Annotated in this window: 11 protein-coding genes and 1 riboswitch; of the genes, 10 read left to right on the top strand and 1 reads right to left on the bottom strand. The window is 39.9% G+C overall.

Features of this window, described 5'->3' with window-relative positions; all coding sequences use genetic code 11:
• Positions 1-273: 273 nt before the first annotated feature.
• Positions 274-1,203: a formimidoylglutamase gene (gene hutG / locus CNQ82_RS11155; protein WP_123145305.1), complete on the top strand. Its 930-nt coding sequence runs from the start codon at positions 274-276 to the stop codon at positions 1,201-1,203.
• A gap of 369 nt (positions 1,204-1,572) precedes the next feature.
• Here hutG and CNQ82_RS11150 read toward each other — a convergent pair whose 3' ends face one another.
• Positions 1,573-2,451 (bottom strand): LysR family transcriptional regulator, encoded by an 879-nt coding sequence (locus CNQ82_RS11150; RefSeq protein ID WP_123145304.1) that lies wholly within the window; start codon positions 2,449-2,451, stop codon positions 1,573-1,575.
• A 660-nt stretch (positions 2,452-3,111) separates the two neighbouring features.
• On the opposite strand from CNQ82_RS11150, the gene CNQ82_RS11145 reads away from it, so the two are divergent.
• From CNQ82_RS11145 to CNQ82_RS11105, 9 genes are all read left to right on the top strand, one after another.
• Positions 3,112-4,437, top strand: coding sequence for a YjiH family protein (locus CNQ82_RS11145; RefSeq protein ID WP_240624950.1), 1,326 nt, complete (start codon positions 3,112-3,114; stop codon positions 4,435-4,437).
• A gap of 31 nt (positions 4,438-4,468) precedes the next feature.
• The gene (gene hutU / locus CNQ82_RS11140; RefSeq protein ID WP_123145302.1) at positions 4,469-6,157 is read left to right on the top strand and encodes a urocanate hydratase; all 1,689 of its coding nucleotides are present in this window, start codon (positions 4,469-4,471) and stop codon (positions 6,155-6,157) included.
• Positions 6,150-7,412, top strand: coding sequence for an imidazolonepropionase (gene hutI, locus CNQ82_RS11135; RefSeq protein ID WP_123145301.1), 1,263 nt, complete (start codon positions 6,150-6,152; stop codon positions 7,410-7,412). Before hutU ends, hutI begins: the two co-directional genes overlap by 8 nt.
• Before the next feature lie 146 nt (positions 7,413-7,558).
• Positions 7,559-8,752, top strand: coding sequence for a SulP family inorganic anion transporter (locus CNQ82_RS11130; RefSeq protein ID WP_123145300.1), 1,194 nt, complete (start codon positions 7,559-7,561; stop codon positions 8,750-8,752).
• Positions 8,730-9,845 (top strand): amidohydrolase, encoded by a 1,116-nt coding sequence (locus CNQ82_RS11125; RefSeq protein ID WP_123145299.1) that lies wholly within the window; start codon positions 8,730-8,732, stop codon positions 9,843-9,845. The genes CNQ82_RS11130 and CNQ82_RS11125 overlap by 23 nt, the downstream gene beginning before the upstream one ends.
• 69 nt (positions 9,846-9,914) lie before the next feature.
• On the top strand, positions 9,915-10,796 hold the full coding sequence (locus CNQ82_RS11120; RefSeq protein WP_123145298.1) for an SDR family oxidoreductase: 882 nt from the start codon (positions 9,915-9,917) through the stop codon (positions 10,794-10,796).
• Between the two features lie 179 nt (positions 10,797-10,975).
• Positions 10,976-11,587 (top strand): flavin reductase family protein, encoded by a 612-nt coding sequence (locus tag CNQ82_RS11115; protein WP_123145297.1) that lies wholly within the window; start codon positions 10,976-10,978, stop codon positions 11,585-11,587.
• 88 nt (positions 11,588-11,675) lie between these two features.
• Positions 11,676-11,775, top strand: a riboswitch (SAM riboswitch).
• 75 nt (positions 11,776-11,850) lie between these two features.
• On the top strand, positions 11,851-13,164 hold the full coding sequence (locus CNQ82_RS11110; RefSeq protein WP_123145296.1) for a Na+/H+ antiporter NhaC family protein: 1,314 nt from the start codon (positions 11,851-11,853) through the stop codon (positions 13,162-13,164).
• 157 nt (positions 13,165-13,321) lie between these two features.
• The gene (locus CNQ82_RS11105; RefSeq protein WP_095103870.1) at positions 13,322-13,843 is read left to right on the top strand and encodes an SRPBCC family protein; all 522 of its coding nucleotides are present in this window, start codon (positions 13,322-13,324) and stop codon (positions 13,841-13,843) included.
• Positions 13,844-13,855: the final 12 nt, after the last annotated feature.

The raw sequence follows: 13,855 nt of genomic DNA, 5'->3' as shown, positions 1-13,855 counted from the left end.
TTTATTATTACAATTTACTGTATGGAAACGAATAAACACCTACTAGCATTATACATCTGAATAAATCAGAAATAAATTACTTGTTAACAAATGACTTTGAAATGAAATACCATTGTAAAGGTTGTATCAAGCTTATTGCTATGAAAGCGTTTTGATAGTTGATACAGAAGGGTAGAAGTTACTTAGTACAGTTGAATTGTGTTTCTGTGATTGAAACGAGGCAAATAAGCACTTATACTTAAATTGATGATGATTTTAAGGAGGATATGGAAAATGTATAAACAGGCCAATCCAGATTTATGGCAAGGCAGAGTGGATAGTGAGACAGATAAATCGCAATTTCGCCACTTCCAAACAATTGAATTGAAAGATATCAATGAGACGAAAGTAGACGAAAAAGCAGGAACGGGCATCTTAGGATATGCAGTAGATAAAGGAGTAGAGCTGAATAACGGACGTGTCGGAGCGCAAGAAGGCCCCGACGCTATCAGAAAAGCATTCGGCAACTTATCTGTTTTAACACCATGTCCGGTATACGACTATGGTAATGTGTACCATGATCATGACCATTTAATTGATACGCAAGAGGAATATGCAGAATTAGCTGCAAAAATGTTTAAAAATCACAATTATTCTTTCTTAGTCGGTGGGGGACACGACATTGCTTATGCGCAATATTTAGCGATGCGTAAAGCTTATCCTGATGCTTCAATTGGTGTGATAAACATTGATGCTCACTTTGACACACGTGAAGCTGAATCTTCAACTTCAGGCACAAGTTTCAGACAAATTCTTGAAGGCGACGATAATGCTGACTATTTCGTTATGGGTATTCAATCTGCAAGCAATACGAAACATTTATTTGATTATGCTGAAGAACGTGGTATTGAATATGTGACTGCGGACGAAATTTTGCATGAAATTTCACCTACCATCAAAGATAAAATCGACCATTTTATTAATCGCCATGATGTTATCATGTTTACAATTTGTATGGATGTTGTGGATAGTGCGTTTGCTCCGGGTGTGAGTGCACCGGCAGTTAATGGATTGACACCGCATATTATTTTAGAATTATCTCGACGTATTGTCGGACATCCAAAACTTGTTTCAATCAGTGTGGCTGAAACAAATCCGTTATATGATATGGACAATCGGACTGCGAAATTAGTTGCACTCTTCTTGCATAACTTTATTCATTAATTTTTGATATAGAACATAACAGCGGACTGCCTCGTGGTGGTCCGTTATTTTATGCGGGAGGAGATTTGGCGGGAGTTGGTGTGGGAAAAGGTAGATCCGTGGAGAGGGGGGGCGATGTAAGTTGCGAATCTAGACGCTAGATTTTTGAACAAGCGCATTTTCTGTTCAGATAGCTACTGCCAATCTAGAAAGTGGGTGGATCTAGACACAAGATTTAGAGAAGTGTCTAGAAAAGCATGTAATCTGGACACTAAATTTCGAGAAGTGTCTAGAAAAGGGCATAATCTGGACACAAGTTTCAGAGAAGTGTCCAGATTCTCGCGTCCCCCCTCCGCACCACGCATCGGTAAACCCCTCCCACATCACATCCTACTGTATTTTCCAATAATTAATACATTCATCAATCAAAGTCTTCGCAATTTCCGACAGTTTGCGTTGTTCCAGGTAATTAATATAAATCGTGCGTTCGATAATCGGTGTAATTTTAATAGCACTCAGTTGATTAGCTGAAAAAGATTGATAGTAAAAACGTGGAATAATAGCATAGCCTAAGCCTCTGTGTACCATAGTAGTAGCCGCTTCAAATCGGTCTACTTCTAATACAATATTGGGATGGATATTCATTTGTTTGAAATACTCATCCAAATGCTTTCTAACTTGATATTGTCGGTTAGTTAAAATCAATGGAAGATGCTGTAAGTCGGTTGCTTTTTGAGTGGTACTTTGAATAGTGTCTTTGGGTGCGATTAATACATAAGGTTCATTATAAAGCGGTACGGAGACAATTGTGTCACGATCTATTTTTTCATTTGAGAGCGCGAAATGAACATCGAAATTCAATAAACTGGAAATAATGCTTTCCATGTTATGCTGCTCTATGATTTGGTAACGTTGTTTTTGGTAAGCATTGTGATGTTGTTGAATCACCAATGCCATCCATGGACTTGTAGATTCTAAAATAGAAAGCTTGAGTCGTGGCTCATCAGAAATATTTAAATCATACATACGCTCTAATGTTTTGTGATAATGATTCACCAAAGATTGAGCATATTTATAAAACTGAATGCCTTTTTCAGTAATTTTCAGCTCTTTGGTCGTTCTTATAAATAGCGGATAACCCAAATCAGCTTCCATCTTTTTAATTGCAGTAGTCAAAGAGGGCTGACTGATATGCAAGAATTGAGCAGCACGCGTGAAACTGTTGTAGCGGACGACCGCTAAAAAATACTCTAATTGCATAATTTTCATCTGAACATCCCACCCTTTCGTTTAAAAATAAATGTGTATTGGTAATTAAAATTATAAAGAAAACTGAAAAAATATGTAATAAATTTTTACACTGTAACTAACATAGAAGTGCTTTAATTTCAGGAATAAACTAGATTTATAGCTTGAAACTATAAATAATTAGTTTATTTATATTTGATGCTTATATCGTAGCATATTATACTTAAATTGTGATGCAAGGGATATTACATCTTATTACAGATTGAATATTTGGAAAATTCAAGAAATGAATTTTATTTCTATTATCAAATTGAAATGGCAATTTGAGATGATATTGAAGCAAACTTCATTTCTATCAATTTTCCTCTATCAAATTGAAATGGCAATTTGAGATGATATTGAAGCAAACTTCATTTCTATCAATTTTCCTCAAGTGATATCCGCTTGCCATCTTTTGCAGGGAGAAATGATTAATAGGATTTTTCAAGCAAGTGAAGCATCGAAGGGGAAAGGATGCTTTCACTGCTTGCAGCACATCGACAACTATATATAAGATTCAGTGAATAGTATGATATGGAGCTTAAGTCATCTAGGTTCAATCATAATCAGACAGCTTTCACATGCTTGTAAAACAAAGGGGTGTCAAGTATGAAAACTGAAGCAAACTTACTATCTGAGGAGATGGAACTCCAATCTGATACGCAACCCGCTCAAAGTGAAAAAGGGGTAAAAATGTGGCGGTTTTACGTATTCAGCTTTATTGGAATTCTCTGTTTCTTCGTTCCGGTAACTATCGGCGGCACGAACACGATTCTCGTAGACCATGTGCACTTATGGGTGCGACAACTGCTCGGTCCGGCCATGCCCTATGTGGCATTGCTATTAATTTTAGCCGGGGCAGGCTTGCCGATCGTCAGACAAGATTTCAAGAAGTCAGTCACTGACTTTATTATTGTACTTTTTAAAGTGCTTGGAGCAGTCATTGGTATCATGTATGTATTTAAATTTGGTCCGGCATTATTGTTCAAACAAGATTATGGTCCATTTTTATTCGACAAACTGATGTTGCCGTTAAGTATTTTGATTCCAATCGGTGCAATCGCACTTTCATTATTAGTAGGCTACGGTTTACTAGAATACATCGGTGTTCTGATGCAGCCGGTCATGCGTCCATTATTCAAAACGCCGGGTAAATCAGCGGTCGATGCAGTGGCTTCTTTCGTAGGGAGTTATTCATTAGGATTGTTGATTACGAACCGTGTATACAAAGATGGGATGTATAACAAGAAAGAAGCAGTGATTATCGCAACCGGCTTCTCAACAGTCTCCGCTACTTTCATGGTGATCGTGGCGAATACTTTAGATTTAATGGCGCACTGGAATTTATTCTTCTGGAGTACTTTAGTGATTACCTTCGCGGTTACTGCTATTTCGGCACACTTACCGCCGATTCGTAATGAGTCAGAAGAATACTATGAAGGTCAAGAAGGCGATAAAGAAGTGGAAGTGAACGGCAGTCGTTTTAAAGCAGCTTACGACGAAGCGAAACGCCAATCACATGATTCACTTCCATTGCTGAAAAATATTTGGCTGAATGTCAAAGATGGACTTGAGATGACGATGGCGATTTTACCATCTATTCTATCCATCGGTTTTGTCGGCTTGTTACTGGCAAACTTCACACCGATTATTGATTGGTTAAGTTACATTTTCTACCCATTTATCTATCTCTTCCCGATAGGTGATAAAGCATTGCTGGCTAAAGCGTCGGCAATCTCAATTATTGAAATGTTCTTACCCTCATTAATCGCAGTGAAAGCGACAATGGCCGTGAAATTTGTAACTGCAATCACAAGTATTTCTGCAATTATTTTCTTCTCTGCATTAGTACCTTGTATTATGGCCACAGATATTAAAATTCCAGTCTGGAAATTAGTGCTTATCTGGTTTATCCGTGTGGCTTTGACACTATTGATTGCGATTCCATTCGCTCTACTTATTTTTTAAAAAAAGAACTTAAACAAAGGAGAGATTGATTATGACTAAAGATGCAACTGCAAACGGCAGACAAATCAAAGCGAAAAAAGGTTTAGAAATCGAATGTAAAGGATGGGAACAAGAAGCGGTTCTACGAATGTTGTACAATAACTTGGATCCAGAAGTAGCAGAACATCCTGATAAATTAGTCGTTTATGGTGGTATCGGTAAAGCTGCCAGAAACTGGGAAGCATTTGATGCGATTGTCGATACATTACGTCGTTTAGAAGATGACGAAACAATGTTAGTCCAATCAGGTAAACCAGTAGCTGTGTTCAAGACGCATAAAGAAGCACCGCGTGTATTGCTGTCTAACTCGGTATTAGTCCCAAAATGGGCAAACTGGGATCACTTCCATGAGTTAGATAAAAAAGGTTTGATAATGTACGGCCAAATGACTGCCGGCAGCTGGATTTACATCGGTTCTCAAGGTATCGTACAAGGAACTTATGAAACATTTGCAGAATTAGCAAATCAACACTTTGACGGTTCTTTAAAAGGTACCATTACTTTAACTGCCGGATTAGGTGGTATGGGCGGAGCGCAACCGTTAGCTGTAACAATGAACGAAGGTGTTGTCATCGGTGTAGATGTAGACCCGACTCGTATTGAAAAACGTATCGAAACACGCTATTGCGACGTTATCACATACTCACTTGATGAAGCTTTAGAAAAAGCGCAAGAAGCTAAAGAAGCGGGTAAACCGTTATCTATCGGCTTAGTGGGCAATGCACCAGAAGTGTATGAAGAAATCTTAAAACGTGATTTCAAAATTGACGTGATTACAGACCAAACTTCAGCACATGACCCATTAAACGGTTACGTTCCAGAAGGGTTATCTCTAGAAGAAGCAGATAAATTACGTGAAGAAAATCCAGAAGAATATGTGAGATTATCTTCTCAATCTATGAAAAAACACGTTTCTGAAATGTTAGAATTCCAAAAACGCGGAGCAGTCGCATTTGACTATGGTAACAACATTCGTCAAGTGGCCTTTGATGAAGGCGAAGAACATGCCTTTGACTTCCCTGGATTCGTTCCTGCGTATATCCGTCCATTATTCTGTGAAGGTAAAGGACCTTTCCGTTTTGCAGCGTTAAGTGGAGATCCTAAAGATATTGAACGTGCTGACGAAGCTATGCGTGAACTCTTCCCTGAAGATGAAAAATTATTGCGTTGGTTAGATATGGCAGACGAAAAAATTGCGTTCCAAGGCTTACCATCTCGTATCGCTTGGTTAGGTTATGGCGACCGTGCAAAAATGGGCTTGAAATTAAATGAACTTGTACGTAATGGTGAAATTTCAGCGCCTATCGTTATTGGACGTGACCACTTAGATTCAGGTTCAGTAGCTTCTCCAAACCGTGAAACTGAATCTATGAGAGATGGTTCAGATGCAGTAGGCGACTGGGCAGTCTTAAATGCTTTAATTAATACAGCAGCAGGCGGTTCTTGGATTTCCTTCCACCACGGTGGCGGTGTAGGTATGGGTTATTCATTACACGCAGGTATGGTAATTGTTGCAGATGGTTCTGAACGTGCTGACGAACGCTTAAAACGTGTATTAACAACAGATCCGGGTATGGGTGTAGTAAGACACGCTGACGCAGGATATGAAATTGCGATTGAAACAGCGAAAGAAAAAGGTGTCGATATTCCAATGTTAAAGGAGCAAGATTCTCATGAGTAATGATTTAGTAATCCAAAATATTGCACAGTTAATTTTACCGAAAAAGACAGACAAACCTTTAAAAGGTAAAGAGCTTGATCAATTGAATGTAGTAGAAGACGGCACAGTCGTAGTAGATAACGGTAAGGTTGTTTACGCTGGACCGCATTCAGATGAATATGAAGGTAAAGAAACAATTGATGCAACAGGCAAGGTTATTTCACCTGCATTAGTAGATGCACACACGCATTTAGTCTTCGGCGGTTCTAGAGAACATGAAATGGCACTGAAACGCCAAGGCGCTTCTTACTTGGAAATCTTAGAACAAGGCGGCGGCATTCTTTCTACAGTAAAAGCAACTCGTGAAGCAACTGAAGAAGAGTTATTCAAGAAAACAGATAAAGCCTTGCGTGAAATCATGTCTTATGGTGTCTTGACTGTAGAAAGTAAAAGCGGTTACGGCTTAAATAAAGATAACGAATTGAAACAATTAAAAGTGTCTCATGAACTAGAAGATAAATACGGCATTACAATGAAACACACATTCTTAGGACCGCATGCGGTGCCTGAAGAAGCGGAATCTAGCGAAGCCTTCTTGCAAGAAATGATTGACTTGCTGCCTGAAATGAAACAATATGCTGACTTCGCGGATATCTTCTGTGAAACAGGTGTGTTCTCAGTAGAAGAATCTAGAAAATATATGCAAGCAGCAAAAGATGCAGGCTTTGATGTGAAAATTCATGCAGATGAAATCGATCCATTAGGCGGTTTAGGTCTAGCAATTGAAGAAAATGCGATTTCTGGCGACCACTTAGTGGCTTCCAGTGAAGAAGATAAAAAAGCCTTGCATGACAGCAACACAGTAGCAGTATTATTACCAGGAACAACGTTCTACCTTGATAAAGAAAGTTACGCAGATGCACGTGGCATGCTTGAAAATAATGGTGCCATTGCTATTGCATCAGACTTCAACCCAGGCAGTAACGTGACGAACAATCTTCAATTAGTCATGACAATTGCCAGCTTGAAATTGAAATTATCGCCAAATGAAGTATGGAATGCAGTCACAGTGAACGCTGCGAAAGCCATTGATGCTGATGCAGGTACGTTAGAAACTGGCGACGATGCAAACTTTGTCATTTGGGATGCGCCAAATTATGAATATATTCTATATCATTATGGTATCAACCATGCTGAAAATGTTTACAAAGATGGTAAATTATTTATCGATAATACTATCAAAGTTAATACTGAATCTGAAAAAAGCAAAGCTTAATCATTAAGTAAATATAATGAGAGCTGCAGTACTTGAACGAACAAGTATTGCAGCTCTTTTTTTATGGCCTATAAGCACAAACGTCTAAAATATTCTGACAATTATGTTAAGATATAGGAATACAGAAAGAGAAGGAGAGAGCAGTCGTGAGAATTGAAAGTTATGCTGAAGAATGGCAAGGAAGCGCGAAAGATAATATATTTGCAGGTATCTTAATTGCCCTTTCAGCCTTGCCTGGTGCGATTGCTTACTCATTTATCGTTGGAATGAATCCTTCCATCGGATTATTAAGTATGGGAATAATGATGGTGGTTTTAAGTTTTACTGCAGGGCGTACGTTGATGATTACCGGACCGAGCAGCGGCATTGCATTGGTGGCCGCACCTCTTGTCGCCAGTCATGGCCCTATGTATTTAATTGCTGCCAGTATGGTAATGGGTATTTTGCAAATGCTATTCGGCATTTTTAAAGTAGGCCGATTGATTGATCGCATTCCAGTAGCCGTAGTCATCGGATTTATGAATGCACTCGCACTACTCTTAATGTCCTCGCAATTTCCAAGCATCTTTGGGATTTCAACTGCTACTTATATCTTTGCAGTATTATCATTTTTAATTATTTGGCTAGTACCGCGCTGGATCAGATTTATTCCCGCGCCGCTGGTTTCTATTGTCGTGCTGACACTTGTGGCGCACACACTGCATCCGAACTTGAAATATGTACATGATTTAGCTGATATTCATGTGGTCATCCCGAAATTGCAATGGGAAGTGCTGCCACTCTTCACACATTCTCACGCGTTAGGTACCATCCTGGGTTATGGATTGACGATGGCAATAGTAGGCACACTTCAATCGCTGTTGACTGCCAAGGCTTTAGATGTATTGACGAATGTAAGAAGTAATGAGAATCAAGAGTCCGCGGCTCAAGGGTTAGCGAATTTTGCTTCTGGATTATTCGGAGGATTTGGGGGCAGTGCTTTAGTAGGTCAATCTAAATTTAATGTGAAGATTGGAGCGACCGCACGTTTTTCAACTTTAGTCACGGCTTTCTTCTTGCTGCTTACCATCTATGTACTAGGTCCAGTTATATCTTTAATTCCGATGGTCGTATTGGCCACTGTATTAGTATCTATTGCTTTCAATACATTTGACAGAAGAACTTGGACTGCGATTAAGGAAGCACCTGTACGTAATACCGCAACGATTTTAATAACTATGGTGGTCACTTTGGCCACGAATAACTTAGCGTTCGGCGTACTCTCTGGTACAGCCATCTATCTAGTGTTTTATTTTTTCGGAAAAGGAAGTGGGAAAGATGACAGACATCAATCAAGTTAAGAAATGGAGACGTGTGTTTCACCGGCACCCGGAAGTGTCGTATGCAGAGTTTGAAACAACGAAGCGTCTAAGAAAAATATTAGAGGAACATGAGATTAAAATTGTAGATTATCCTTTACAAACGGGTCTGGTCGCAGAGGTAGGGCAAGGCGAGGAGGTTGTAGCATTGCGTACGGATATTGATGCGTTGCCGATATTAGAGCAGGTCGACAGTGAAATTCGCTCGACTGCTGACGGTGTGATGCATGCTTGCGGACATGACATTCACATGACGACTATTTTAGCAGCGACAATGCAGTTGAAAGCGCGAGAAGCGGAGTTGCCAGGGCGTGTACGAATTTTGTTTCAAGCAGCTGAAGAGGTAGGAAGCGGAGCACAGCAGATGGTGGATGCAGGTGTACTAGACGGGGTGAAAGTAGTTACGGGCTTTCACAATGATCCGACTTTGAAAGTGGGCGAGTTTGCGATTAAGTCGGGTGCGATGACTTCAGCGGTAGACCGCTTTGCGATACATATTCAAGGCAAAGGAGGACATGCTGCGAAACCTGAGGAAAGCAACGACCCGATGATTATCTTAGGGCAATTGATGACTAGCATTCAATCGATTGTCAGCCGTAATGTCTCTGCGTTTGATTCAGCGGTGGTAACGATTGGCGAAGTCTCAGCAGGCAATACGTGGAATGTGATTCCGGACCAAGCTTATATGCAGGGCACGGTGCGTACCTTTAATGCTGCAACGAGAGCAAAGGCAGAGGGACGCTTGCAGGATTTATGTGCAGGAATTGGAAAAGCGTTTGATGCAGAGATTGAACTTGAATATATCCATTTGCCGAATGCTGTAATAAACGATGAAGCGTTGACAGAGAAGGCGGTTGAAGCGGCTGAAGAGACGGGCTACAGTGTCCAAATCCTTGCAGAACCGAAAACAATCGGAGAAGATTTTTCAGCGCTGAGCGATACTGTGCCTGGAGTATTTGCCTTTATTGGTTCTGAAAGTGACTATGATTTGCATCATCCGAAGTATCAACCTGATGAACGAATTTTGGAAACAGCGCCTGATTATCTTGTTAAATTAATTCAAAAGTTATTTTAATGTAATCATGAATGGAATTTTAAAGGCAGGGTATAACAAAACTATCAAATCTTATTAGGAGTGATAGAAATGGCACTTCCAGATCCACGCAAAAAATTTACAGATAAAGATTTTCCTAAACAAGAACAACCTTGGCCAGGTCTGCAAAAAGACATGGAACCGAAACCCGATTGCGGTGAGGAGTCATATGAAGGACATGGTCGTTTAGAAGGATTGAAAATGTTAGTAACTGGCGGCGACTCAGCTATCGGACGCGCTGTAGCAATCGCTTATGCCAGAGAAGGCGCATCAGTGGTTATCAATTATCATCCTAGAGAAGAAGACGATGCACAAGAAGTGAAACAAGTCATTGAAGGCAAAGGCGGAACAGTATATTTATTACCAGGCGATATTACGAACGAAGATTTCAACTATGAACTTGTAGAATTCGCAAACGACCGTCTAGGCGGATTAGACAACGTCACAATGGTGGCAGGCTATCAACAATATCATGAGAAATTCGAAGACTTCAAAACAGAAGACTTTACGAATACCTTTGAAACAAACGTCTATCCAATCTTTTGGACGACGCAAAAGGCTTTAGAATACTTGAAACCAGGCGGCACAATCACAACGACAACTTCTATCCAAGGTTATGACCCGAATCCATTGTTGCATGACTATGCCGCAACTAAAGCAGCGATTATTTCCTTGACTAAGAGCCTTGCTAAAGAATTGATCGAAAGAGGCATCCGTGTCAATTCAGTCGCACCTGGTCCATTCTGGTCACCATTACAAATCTCAGGCGGACAACCGCAAGATAAAATTCCAGAATTCGGCCAACAATCTATGATGGGACGTTCAGGCCAACCTGTTGAATTAGCCAGCACTTACGTTCTTTTAGCTTCAGACGAATCCAGCTATACAACAGGACAAGTCTATGGTGTCACAGGCGGTAAACAAATTAATTAAACTGCTGCTCTGGAAAAGAAACCTTAGAAGAGTAGCTCCATCTCCTACACTCCCCTCGGCAAGAGCAGCCGGGGGTTTTTGAATGGAGAAAGGCGAGTCGTCATGAACAAGTCATTAGCAATTAGCGTTGATTTTTCCTACTATAAAACTACCAATTATAAATAAAATGAGGTGTGAGTATGAAACAATTCGATCCGAATGAGTTAACACAGAAAGATAATTATAAATTATTGAGTGGTAGTGTATTGCCACGTCCTATTGCGTTTGTGACCTCTCAAGATAAAGAAGGTAATCTTAATGCGGCGCCTTTCAGCTTTTTTAATGTAGTGAGTAGTGAACCGCCGATGATTATGATCTCAACGGCACGTATTAACGGCAAACGTAAAGATACGTCTGTGAACATCGAGACAATGGGTGAGTTTGTAGTGCATATTTCTCAACTTTCCATGATTGAAGGCATCAACCAAACAGCCGCACCTATTGCGCCGACAGAAAATGAATTAGAACGTACGGACTTTAAAACAATTCCTTCTACTGTAGTCGACGTCCCTGCAATTGAAGGGGCAAGTATCCGCTTCGAATGTAAATTAGATCGTCTCATTGAATTAGGCGACGATGAAACAGGTAATGATTTAATCATCGGACGCGTGGTACAATATCATATTGACGATGCGGTCTATATGGATCCGTTCAAGATTAATATGCAAGCCTTGCAGCCTGTAGGACGTTTAGCAGGAAACGATTATGTGAAACTAGGTGAAGAATTTACGATTCAACGCCCGACTGAATAAATGCTTAACCAAAGTTAAACTTCAGATAATTGACGCAAGCCGTTGAGCGTGATAAGTTTAAAAAGATTCACAATTTAAAAATAAATAGTGCTTATCAAGAGAGGTGGAGTGAAGGGCACTTTGAAGCCTCGGCAACATGGAAACGCGTGTGCCAAGTCCCGTAGCAATCGATTGCTAAGAGATAAGAATTGATATATTTATCCTTTTTTCTTAGCGCAGAAAAAAGGTTTTTTATTTATGAAACGAGAGGTGTGGAGTAGAAGATGACTGAAGAGAAAAAGAAAGGTAATGCTTTTGCACTGATACCTTTGATTGTCTTCGTGGGTTTATTTTTAGGCGTCGGTATTATTACAGGCGACTTTACGAAAATGCCCTTGAATATTGCGATTACGATTGCAGTCATAGTGGCATTGCTGATGAATCGCAAACAGAAATTTGCTGAGAAAGTAGAAGTTTTTACTAAAGGAGCAGGCCATTCCAACATTATTCTGATGGTCTTGATATTTGTACTTGCAGGAGCTTTTTCACAAGTAACTGAAGATATGGGAGGCGTAAAATCTACCGTTAACTTAGGGTTATCCTTAATCCCCGGCAACTTGCTGATTATCGGATTATTCGTCATCTGTATGTTTGTATCGATTTCTATGGGGACTTCGGTAGGGACAGTAGCCGCTATTGCACCCGTAGGATTCGGAATCAGCCAAGCAACGGATATTCCATCTGCACTTGCTATGGCGACCGTAGTTGGCGGCGCAATGTTCGGTGACAATTTATCGATGATTTCAGATACTACTATCGCTGCTGTACGTACGCAAAATACACGTATGAGTGACAAATTTAAAGTGAACTTTCGGATTGTCTTGCCTGGTGCAATAATCTCAATGATTATTCTGGGTATTTTAACGCATAGCGCCAGTATCAACAACGCGAAGAATTATGACTATGACCTGATTAAAGTCATTCCTTACTTATTAGTATTAATTCTAGCGCTGATCGGAGTCAATGTAATTATTGTACTAATCGGAGGAACGGTGCTATCTGGAATTATTGGTTTATTAGATGGATCGTTTAATTGGATTAAATTCTTGAAAGCGGCCTCCGAAGGTATGATTGGCATGGAAGACATTGCGATTATTGCTTTGATGATCGGCGGTTTAATTGGATTGATTCAACACTATGGCGGTATTACTTGGCTGCTGAACTTTGTGCGTAGCCGTGTGAAATCCAGACGTGGCGCAGAAATTGGGATTGCAAGCTTAGTGAGTGCTGCAGATATTTCTACAGCCAACAACACGATTTCTATTTTAATGGCCGGTCCATTAGCTAAAAATATTGCAGATGAATATAACATCGACCCTAGAAAGTCGGCCAGTATCCTAGACATTTTCGGCAGCTGTTTCCAAGGTTTATTACCTTATAGCCCGCAAGTCATCGCAGCAGCAGGAGTAGCCGGTGTTTCACCCTTTATGTTAATGCCTTATTCCATTTATCCAGTGATGCTCGGTTTATGCGGATTAGTAGCAATTATTTTTAATCTTCCTAGATTAAATAAAAAGAAAGCTGGAAAAGGGGCATAATTAATTTTTACTTTCGCACAAGAAAAATGTTAAAGTAATCTTGTTGCAAAACTAACAAAACGGTGCATAAAGTGAAGCAGCTAGAGGACGATTACTTTGGCTTATGTACTAGAAATACGTTAAAATATGGTTAAGTGTGAAAGTAGGTGACGACAGAGTGGCAAGATATAACATAGAAAATGACGTAGTAGTCATTTCGTTGGAACGATTAATGCGTATTAATCCTGAATTGATTTATCAAGCGTGGACAGATGCTGATATTATGAGACGTTGGTTTATGACTTCAAATAGAACTAATAAATCCATCGACTTGATTCCTGAAGAAGGACGACGTTACGAAATCGTTGATGAACGCAATGGCAAGATGAATAAGATTACGGGTGTCTTCCAAGAACTAGAAGCACCGAACCGTATTGTGATGACTATCGGCATGCCTGAATTAAGCGACAAAGAAGATACTATCGAAGTTGAAATCTTTGAACGTGAACCAGGTGCTGACATTACACAAATGAATTTCCGATATACTGCTGTTGTTCCGAAAGAACGACGCTGGACTACCTTGGAATATAAGCAACAGAAAAAAGAATATCATGACTCAACAGCGCACGGCTTTGAGAACATGTTTATTAAGCTGCAAGATATTTTAACAGAAATGCAGAAAGAACAAGAAGAATTTTAAAATTTAGAAGAA

Origin of the sequence: Staphylococcus debuckii, assembly GCF_003718735.1 — a bacterium.
Taxonomy (GTDB): Bacteria; Bacillota; Bacilli; order Staphylococcales; family Staphylococcaceae; genus Staphylococcus; species Staphylococcus debuckii.
The sequence above is the reverse complement of the archived record's forward strand: the minus strand, read 5'-3'. Positions and strand labels throughout refer to the sequence as shown.

Coding starts and splice junctions, on each gene's coding strand:
- hutG (WP_123145305.1), top strand. CDS start 274: ATGTATAAACAGGCCAATCCAGATTTATGGCAAGGCAGAGTGGATAGT.
- CNQ82_RS11150 (WP_123145304.1), bottom strand. CDS start 2,451: ATGAAAATTATGCAATTAGAGTATTTTTTAGCGGTCGTCCGCTACAAC.
- CNQ82_RS11145 (WP_240624950.1), top strand. CDS start 3,112: ATGGAACTCCAATCTGATACGCAACCCGCTCAAAGTGAAAAAGGGGTA.
- hutU (WP_123145302.1), top strand. CDS start 4,469: ATGACTAAAGATGCAACTGCAAACGGCAGACAAATCAAAGCGAAAAAA.
- hutI (WP_123145301.1), top strand. CDS start 6,150: ATGAGTAATGATTTAGTAATCCAAAATATTGCACAGTTAATTTTACCG.
- CNQ82_RS11125 (WP_123145299.1), top strand. CDS start 8,730: ATGACAGACATCAATCAAGTTAAGAAATGGAGACGTGTGTTTCACCGG.
- CNQ82_RS11120 (WP_123145298.1), top strand. CDS start 9,915: ATGGCACTTCCAGATCCACGCAAAAAATTTACAGATAAAGATTTTCCT.
- CNQ82_RS11115 (WP_123145297.1), top strand. CDS start 10,976: ATGAAACAATTCGATCCGAATGAGTTAACACAGAAAGATAATTATAAA.
- CNQ82_RS11110 (WP_123145296.1), top strand. CDS start 11,851: ATGACTGAAGAGAAAAAGAAAGGTAATGCTTTTGCACTGATACCTTTG.